Raw genomic sequence first — 6,609 nt, forward strand, 5'->3', positions numbered from 1 at the left:
ATTTGCCCGCGGGCACTCGCGACGAAAAAAACGGGGGGGCGGGTTCGGCTGGGCGGCCTTTTTTTATTCCCTGTCCCGGGTTTGGTGCGAAGCGCAATCCGGGGCAGTCTGTCAGCTCGTGTGGATTCCCGGATTGCGCTGCGCTCCATCCGGGCTACAAATCTTTTCCTTCCGTCAACCGTTCTTCACGCGAAACGTCTCGTGGCAGCCGCCGCATTCCTTGCCGACCGCGGGGAAATTCGCCTTGAGCGAGTCCAAATCCTTGATCTTGCCCTTGGCCTCGCCAACGACCTTGGCGAAGCTCGCGACCTTGGCATCGAATCCGGCCTTGTCCTCCCAGACCTTCGGCGAGGCGCTATAGTCGCCCTCGGGCTTCATGCCCTTTGCGCTCGCGGGAAACAGATTCGGCAACTTCTTGGCGGTGTCCTCGAACTGTGCCAGCGCGCTGTCCACCGTGGCCTGGTCGTAGGGCTTCTCGCCCTTGACCATCGCCGCCACTGCGCCGGCGTTCTTGCCGTTGCCCTTCATCAGGGTCTGGACCTCCTTGACGGAGTCCTGTTGTGCCCAAACCGCGCCCATGCCGAGCAGGAGCGCGCCCCCAACAACCAACACTCGCTTCATTCGCAAAGTCCCTTTCCTTGATGCAGGATTGCCTTGATGCAGGATCGCCGTGCTGCACGATCGTGCCGACCCCTCAATGGGGCCAACACCGCTCCGCAGATTTCATTCCGTGAAAAATTGTCACAGGCTGTGACGGCGATGGTGCTCGTTGACGGCGATCCACACCCGCTCCGGGGTCGCCGGCATATCGATGTGGTCGATCTTGTATTCGCGCCAGAGCCCGTCGACGATGGCATTGACGACGGCCGGGCAGGACCCGATGGCACCGGCCTCGCCCGCGCCCTTCACCCCCAGCGGATTGGTCTTGCAGGGGACGTTGGCCGTCTCGAACACGAAGTCCGGCCCGTCCGCCGCGCGCGGCAGCGCATAGTCCATGAAGGTCGCGGTGACGAGCTGGCCGTCGCCCGCGCCATAGACCACCTGTTCCATCAGCGCCTGGCCGATGCCCTGCATCGCGCCGCCATGGACCTGGCCCGCCAGCAGCAGCGGATTGAGCGTCATGCCGAAATCGTCGACGATCACGTAGTTGACGATTTTGATGATGCCAGTGGCCGGATCGATCTCGACCTCCGCGACATGGGTGCCGTTCGGATAGGTGCCATCGGCGCTGGCAAAGGTCGCGCTCGCATTGAGCTTCGATGGATCGACGCCGGGACGCTTGGCAAGATCGGCGAACGAGATCGAACGGTCGGTGCCGGCGATGCGCACCAGGCCATCGGTGATCTCGAGGTCGCCGGCGCTGGCTTCCAATGCCTGCGCCGCGATCTCCTTGAGCCGCGCGCCGAGCTCGCGGGTCGCACGTTCAACGCTGACACCGCCTGACGGAATCGAAGCCGAGCCGCCGGTGCCGAGACCGGTGGCGATCATGTCGGTATCGCCCTGGTGGACGTGCACGCGCTCGGGCGCGACGCCGAACTGCTCGGCGACGATCTGCGCATAGGCGGTCTGATGGCCCTGCCCGCTCGACTGGGTGCCGATCAGGATGGTGATATCGCCATTGGGGTCCATCCGCACATTGGCGGTCTCCTCGCCCATGGTGCCGCACACCTCGACATAGCTCGCAAGTCCGATGCCACGGATCAGGCCGTTCTTCTTGGCCGCCTTGGCGCGCTTGCCAAACTCCTTCCACTCGGCGATCTCCATCGCGCGCTTCAGATGCGCAGCGAAGTCGCCGGAATCGTAGACCTTTCCGGTCGCGGTCTTGTAGGGCAGCGCCTTCGGCTGAATGAAATTCTTGCGGCGGATGGCATCCGGCGTCATGTCGAGTTTTCGCGCGCAGGCGTCCACCAGACGTTCGATGACGTAAGCAGCCTCGGGCCGCCCGGCGCCGCGATAGGCATCGACCGGCACGCTGTTGGTGAAGATGGTGCGCACACGGCAGTGGAACGCCTGGATGTCGTAGAGGCCCGGCAGCATGCCGGCGCCGCCATGCGGGATATAGGGCCCGAAGGTCGACAGATACGCGCCCATGTCGCCCATGAGGTCGCAATCCATCGCGAGGAATTTGCCGTCCTCGGCCAGCGCCATTTTCGCGGTGGTGACGTTGTCGCGGCCCTGCGCGTCGCCCATGAAATGCTCGGTGCGGTCGGCCGCCCATTTCACCGCCTTCTTCAGCTTTCGCGCGGCGACCGCCAGGAGGGCGTATTCCCGATAGGGAAACAGCTTCGTGCCGAAGCCGCCGCCGACGTCGGGGCAGATCACCCGCATCTTGTCGGTCGGGATGTTGAGCACGTTCTGGCAGAGGATATCGCGCAGGCGATGGCTGCCCTGACTGCCGACCGTCAGCGTCAGATGGTCGCGCTTGGCGTCGTATTCGCACACTGCCGCGCGCGTTTCCATGAAGTTCGCGACCACGCGCGGATTGACGATCGAGATCTCGGCCACCGTATGCGCTTTGGCAAACGCCGCTTCGGTCGCTTTCTTGTCACCGATCGAGACGTCGAACAGCACGTTGCCGGGCTTGTCCGGCCAGACCAACGCTGCGCCCTTCTTCACGGCGTTGACGACCCCGGTCACCGCCGGCAGCGGGCTCCATTTGACGTCGATCGCCTCGATCGCGTCGCGGGCCTGGTCGATGGTCTCGGCGACCACGAAGGCGATGGAATCACCGACATGACGCACCTCGTCCTTGGCGAGGATCGGGTAAGGCGGGCCCTTGAACGGGTCGGTCTCGAGATTGAACAGGCACGGCAGGTCACCGAGATCGGCGACGTCGGCCGCGGTCAGGATCAGCGCAACGCCGGGCAAGCCGCGGGCGCGGCTCGCATCGATAGTGTATTTGGCATGCGCATGCGGCGAGCGCAGCATCAGGCAGCGCAAAGCGGCCTGCGGCGCATAATCGTCGGTATAGCGGCCCTTGCCGCGGATCAGCGCGTCATCCTCCTTGCGCAACACACTTTGGCCAACGCCGAACTTGATGGGAGCCGCCATTTTCTCGTCCCGTTTCTCATGGTTGTTTTGCCGGCATATTGCCGTGGAAAAACTGGCAAGGCAAACGGGTTTCGGCGGGCCACGCCTGTCAAGGCCGATGATTCGAACCGCCCTCGGGCCTTCGGGCAACCCTGACGCGCAGCTGCCCCTCAATGGCCGAATTTCCTGACCATAAGATATTTGTCATACGTGATATGACCTATGCGGACTGCAGCGGGATCCGTGCCGTAGACCTCGAATCCATTGCGCTTGTAGGTCCTGATCGCAACGGTTGCTTCGAGCAGGACCTCAAGATGTACCTGCTCGACGCGTGCCTCGGCATGGTCAAGAAGCTCCTTGACGAGTCGATTTCGGATTCCTTTACCTTGGCCATCTTCCCTCACGTAAACCGTGAAGATGTGACCCCTGGGCTGCGACCGAAGAGCTGGCGACACGTAGAAGCCCGCGACTCCGATCAGATTTCCCCGCCAGAAGGCGCCAAGGATCGCTCCGCTGAGCCAATGCCGATAGGCAGTCAGCATCGCCTCTCCGCCCTCGTCCTCTTCGGCAGAACCAAACGTTTGAGGGTGCGTCCGAAGCGCCTCCGCGCGAATGTCACGAAAGAGGTCGAGATCATCGACAGTCAATCGGCGGATTTCCAAGTCCGCCGGGGCACCCGGCGCATGCGACATCATCGTCGCCTCCTCTCCTAGTCGCTGCGAATGTCGGCAGGACCGCTGGTCTGTCACATCCCACCGCGGCCCCACAGGGTCCTCGCATTGTCTCTCAGCCTATCGACAGCCCGTTCCGGCGAGATGTAGTCAATCTCGCCACGCGTTAGGCCGATATCCATCAGCTCCCTGTCACTCAGGTCCTGCAAGGCGATTTGTGGACCCTGCCGCCCACGCCAGTCCTGGAGCGCACGCCAGTATTGCGCGAGCGAGCCTAGGGTGCTCCGCGTCGATGCAAGTTCGAGGGGAAGCCCCTCGGCCTCGGATGGGATGTTCGTCTGTTGGGGTGGCATCGCATGCTCCTGCTGTTGTGCCGGCAGGGAGCGTGGCCAAACAAAAGGCCCCGTCCGATGCCGGCGGGGCCTGGTGGAAAGATGTCGTCGTCGAATTCTTAGCGCGCGACTCCTTCCACGGCCCAGCCGAAGCGGGTCATGTGAATGCAGTTGAGTTTGCGCACTGATTTGATCATGCGCTGCGATTACCACAGCAATCGCCCAAAATCAAGAGATGTGTGGAGGTTCGCTGCATCCTGGAGGCGAGTCCCTACCTGAGGGTGCCGGGCGCCGAAGCCGACGACGCCCGTCAACGCCCTTCACGACTTCTTCTGTTTCGCTTCCACGTATCGTGCGAAGCTGTCGAGGATTGCCTGCCAACCGCCTTGCTGCTGCTCGACCGAATGCGTCGATTCGCCATCGAAGACCACGCGGACGAGAACGCCCTTCGGGCCGGGCACAAACTCGACTTCAGCTTTTCGCTCGCCGAACGCGTATTCGATCCGCTTGTGCTCGATGATTTTCGTGTAGGTCCCGGCGAAGTCAAAGCCCATGCTGCCGTCCTTGGCCTCCATGCGCGACGAGAAGACACCGCCTTCTCGCAGGTCGACGGTCGCCTTGGTCGTATGCCAGTCGTCGGACGCGGCGTTCCACTTCATGACGTCGGCCGGCGTCGTATAAGCGCGCCAGACCTGATCGATGGGGGCTGCTACGTTGGTTTCGACGGTGATCCTCATAAACAGTGCTCCTGGTTCGATTTTGCCGGCTCGAGATGACGGCATCACGTCAATTGTGCAGGGTCCATCCACCGCACTTCCGAGATGTGTCCATCCAAGGACGATCGAGACTGGCCCGTGCCGACAAGGTCGAGCCGTCAATGCGTAGAAAATATGAAAAAGTTAACCCCGCACCAGCGAGACCAGCCAGCGGCGGCCGAACAGCGCGAGGATGGCGAGCGCATAGACGATCGTGCCCCCGACGGCCAGCAGAAGCAGCGTCAATTCGTCCCGGAAGTGCATCGCGCCCAGCGAAGGACCGCCGAAGCGCGCGATGAGCCAGAAGGCAGTGGCCAGGATGAGCCCGGTCAGCAGGAATTTGGCGAGCGACAACAGCCAGGCGCGGTCCAGCACGAGAAAGCCTCGCCGCACGGCGAAGAACAGCACCAGCAGCAGGTTGGTCCAGACGCCGACGGCGGTTGCCAGCGCAAGGCCGATCTGGGCCAGCGATCCCATTAAGGCAATTTTCAAGGCGACGTTGACCGCGATGCCGGTCAGCGACGCCCGTACCGGCGTCGCCGTGTCCTTGCGCGCGTAGAACGTCGCGACCGCGCTGCGGATCAGCACGAAGGGGATCAGGCCAATGGCATAGGCCGCGAGCGTGGCGCCGGCAGCGGCGGCGTCGGCCTTCGAGAACGCACCGCGGGCGAAAAGCGCGCGCATGATCGCGTCGGGCACGGTGAGGAAGGCGGCGACAAACGGCACCGAGAACAGCAGCGTGAAATCGAACGCACGGCGCTGCGCCTTCATCGCGCCGTCATGGTCGTTGGCCGTGATCCGCCGCGACATCTCCGGCAGCAGCACCGTGCCGATAGCAATACCGATGACGCCGATCGGGAGCTGATTGAGGCGGTCGGCGTAATAGAGCGCCGACAACGCGCCGGCGGGCAGGAAGGTCGCGATGATGGTGTCTGCAAAGAGCGCGAGCTGCGTGCCCATCGAGCCCAGCGTCGCGGGTCCCAACGCCCTAAAGAATGCGCGGACGTCTTCGTCGAGCTTGAGCGGCGCAAAGCGCGGCAGGCCGCCATGGCGGGCGAGATCGCCGGCGAGCAGGACATATTGCAGGAAGCCCGAGATCAGGACGCCCCAGGCGGCGGCGTGGCCCGCACTGGGAAACCAGGCGGCGAGCGCCAGCGTCATCATCATCGAGATGTTGAGGAAGATCGACGCGGCTGCGGCGCTCGCGAAGCGCTGCATCACGTTGAGCATGCCGCCATAGAGCGTCACCAGCGTGATCAGCAGCAGGTAGGGAAAGGTGATCCGGGTCAGTTCGATCGCGAGCTTGCGCTGTTCGGCGTCCTCGGAAAAGCCGGGCGCCAAAATGCTCATGGCCTGCGGCATGAACAGCCAGGCGACGATCAGCAGCACCACCTGCGAGGCCAGCAGCAGCGTGAAGATGCGGTCGGCGAACAACCTTGCCGCCCCCTCCCCTCGCTCGCCGTGGACGTGCGCATAGGCCGGCACCCAGGCCGCGTTGAAGGCCCCCTCGGCAAAGATCGCACGGAAATGGTTGGGCAGCCGCAGCGCCACGAAGAAGGCGTCGGCCACGGGGCCGGCGCCGAGAATCGCCGCGAGCATGATGTCGCGGGCAAATCCCGTCAGCCGCGAGAGCAGCGTGTAACCACCAACCGTGAAGATACGTCCGAGCATGCGTCTGTTTTAGAGACTTATCGAACAGAGGTCGATTGCATCTTGCGATGCGCATTGCTGTGCCCTCTCCCCTTGTGGGCCTGTTGCGCTATTGGCTTTTGAGGCTGAAGACGTCGAGAGAGAAGGTCTGGGTCGCGACAGGCTCCGGCC

Annotated in this window: 6 protein-coding genes; all 6 read right to left on the minus strand. The window is 63.4% G+C overall.

Features of this window, described 5'->3' with window-relative positions; translation table 11 throughout:
- Positions 1 to 174: 174 nt before the first annotated feature.
- The 6 genes from AC0L30_RS41865 to murJ all read right to left on the minus strand — a co-directional run bounded on the left by AC0L30_RS41865 (position 175) and on the right by murJ (position 6,459).
- Positions 175 to 621 carry a c-type cytochrome gene (locus AC0L30_RS41865; protein ID WP_007602016.1) on the minus strand — a complete coding sequence of 149 codons (447 nt, stop codon included), beginning with the start codon at positions 619 to 621 and terminating at the stop codon, positions 175 to 177.
- 120 nt (positions 622 to 741) lie between these two features.
- Positions 742 to 3,051, minus strand: coding sequence for a xanthine dehydrogenase family protein molybdopterin-binding subunit (locus tag AC0L30_RS41870; protein WP_007602015.1), 2,310 nt, complete (start codon positions 3,049 to 3,051; stop codon positions 742 to 744).
- A gap of 149 nt (positions 3,052 to 3,200) precedes the next feature.
- The gene (locus AC0L30_RS41875) at positions 3,201 to 3,725 is read right to left on the minus strand and encodes a GNAT family N-acetyltransferase (protein WP_007602014.1); all 525 of its coding nucleotides are present in this window, start codon (positions 3,723 to 3,725) and stop codon (positions 3,201 to 3,203) included.
- Between the two features lie 50 nt (positions 3,726 to 3,775).
- Complete coding sequence (locus AC0L30_RS41880; protein WP_007602013.1) at positions 3,776 to 4,054, minus strand: DUF1127 domain-containing protein; 279 nt, start codon at positions 4,052 to 4,054, stop codon at positions 3,776 to 3,778.
- A gap of 299 nt (positions 4,055 to 4,353) precedes the next feature.
- Positions 4,354 to 4,770 (minus strand): SRPBCC family protein, encoded by a 417-nt coding sequence (locus AC0L30_RS41885; RefSeq protein WP_007602012.1) that lies wholly within the window; start codon positions 4,768 to 4,770, stop codon positions 4,354 to 4,356.
- Positions 4,771 to 4,932: 162 nt separating this feature from the next.
- On the minus strand, positions 4,933 to 6,459 hold the full coding sequence (murJ, locus tag AC0L30_RS41890) for a murein biosynthesis integral membrane protein MurJ (protein ID WP_007602011.1): 1,527 nt from the start codon (positions 6,457 to 6,459) through the stop codon (positions 4,933 to 4,935).
- Positions 6,460 to 6,609 lie beyond the last annotated feature (150 nt).

It is taken from the genome of Bradyrhizobium sp. MI1.11, assembly GCF_055811255.1.

What these genes read in the sequence shown, in the direction of transcription:
- AC0L30_RS41865 (WP_007602016.1), bottom strand. Translation starts at nt 621, where the DNA reads ATGAAGCGAGTGTTGGTTGTTGGGGGCGCGCTCCTGCTCGGCATGGGC.
- AC0L30_RS41880 (WP_007602013.1), bottom strand. Translation starts at nt 4,054, where the DNA reads ATGCCACCCCAACAGACGAACATCCCATCCGAGGCCGAGGGGCTTCCC.
- murJ (WP_007602011.1), bottom strand. Translation starts at nt 6,459, where the DNA reads ATGCTCGGACGTATCTTCACGGTTGGTGGTTACACGCTGCTCTCGCGG.
- AC0L30_RS41885 (WP_007602012.1), bottom strand. Translation starts at nt 4,770, where the DNA reads ATGAGGATCACCGTCGAAACCAACGTAGCAGCCCCCATCGATCAGGTC.
- AC0L30_RS41875 (WP_007602014.1), bottom strand. Translation starts at nt 3,725, where the DNA reads ATGATGTCGCATGCGCCGGGTGCCCCGGCGGACTTGGAAATCCGCCGA.
- AC0L30_RS41870 (WP_007602015.1), bottom strand. Translation starts at nt 3,051, where the DNA reads ATGGCGGCTCCCATCAAGTTCGGCGTTGGCCAAAGTGTGTTGCGCAAG.